We start from the raw sequence: 1,300 nt of genomic DNA, 5'->3' as shown, positions 1-1,300 counted from the left end.
CCATAAATTAAGGATATCTTTTCAAATTACCCAATCTTTTATTCTTATTTAATCTCATACCCGCTGTAAATCACCATAAAAACGGCTCCCGGAGTCTCTCCGTCAGCCGTTTTTATAAACGAATACAATTTTAAGCTATCTTTATTCTGGAATCAGAGGTTGAAACAAATCGTCAGTAGTAATCATTGCTGCATAGTGACTGGCTGGGAATTCCTTATCATAGGGGACATCATCAAATAAGACCGGAAGGTGGGTTTTGAAATGTAGCAGCAGCGGTATAGCTACCTGACGCATTTGTGGGTGTGCAGCTTTGTCGCAGCGCAGGCGGAAAAAATGCCGCCACTCGCGGAGGTTGTAAGTCACAACGATTTCGGTTTTGAGCGAATTGGGCAGAATCGACCTGGCCTCCTGGGCGCTGCGGCCAAGCTCCAGTAAAGCCATATAATTCTTTTCGGCTACTGCACAGGATTCAGACCACAATCGATTAGCGGACTCATCTTCTGCAAAGAAAAAAGGTTCGATAACTGTGATCTCGCTGCCAAATTTGCTGTGGCTATAACGACAGTAGCGGGTGCTTTCCTGGGAATAGGCGGCTCCCACCCGATGCCTCACTATTTCATGGGAAACCCCGCGGTCGATTACAAACATGACCGTCACTTTTTCATGCTCTACAATGGACTCATGCCCGCTTTTTACAATACGCCTGAGGAAATCAGGATCCCCCCCGGGGTTCATTTGCTGCTCCGATTTATAACAAACCCGGGCGTATCTTTCCAGCTTTTTCTCGATGTGGCCGTCGAAGGCGTCCGCAGGGACCAATACCTGTGGTTTTATTATAATCAACCTGATCTATCCTCTCCGCTTTAAAATAATCCTAAATTTTGAGCCGTGACGGGCAGGTCCGGAGGCGGTACACGTTGCCCCGGCGGCTATACGGGCTTGTCTTCATTATCCAGGGCCAGGTTGGCTAGATACTGCAGTCGCTCCATATCCCCTTTTAAATAGAGATATCCCAGGACCGCCTCAAATCCGGTGCTTAACCGGTAGTCGGAAATATCGGCATTGCGCGGCGGGCTGGTTTTGGCATTGCGGCCCCGGCGAAAAATTTCCTGTTCCACCTCGGTGAGCTGGGAAGATAGTCCCTGCACCATTTTGGCCTGGCTGGCGGCCTTCACCCGGGATACCGTATCCAGATGCAGTTCCTTGACTTTGCGCTGGCCGTGCGCGACCAGGCGGGACCTTACCAGAAGCTCGAAAACCGCATCGCCGACAAAGGCCAAAACCACCGCGGAATATTGTC

Annotated in this window: 2 protein-coding genes; both read right to left on the bottom strand. The window is 49.8% G+C overall.

Annotation, left to right across the window (positions count from 1 at the left end):
• Nucleotides 1-141 precede the first annotated feature (141 nt).
• The gene (gene thyX / locus B3W37_RS03575) at nt 142-843 is read right to left on the bottom strand and encodes an FAD-dependent thymidylate synthase (protein WP_481041631.1); all 702 of its coding nucleotides are present in this window, start codon (nt 841-843) and stop codon (nt 142-144) included.
• A gap of 86 nt (nt 844-929) precedes the next feature.
• The coding region (locus tag B3W37_RS03570) for a Mini-ribonuclease 3 (protein ID WP_483174802.1) at nt 930-1,300 on the bottom strand (371 nt) is incomplete at its 5' end.

The sequence above is a fragment of the Syntrophomonas sp. UBA5494 genome (assembly GCF_002426325.1).
Note: the sequence above shows the minus strand (reverse complement) of the source record. Positions and strands in the feature narration are given on the sequence as shown.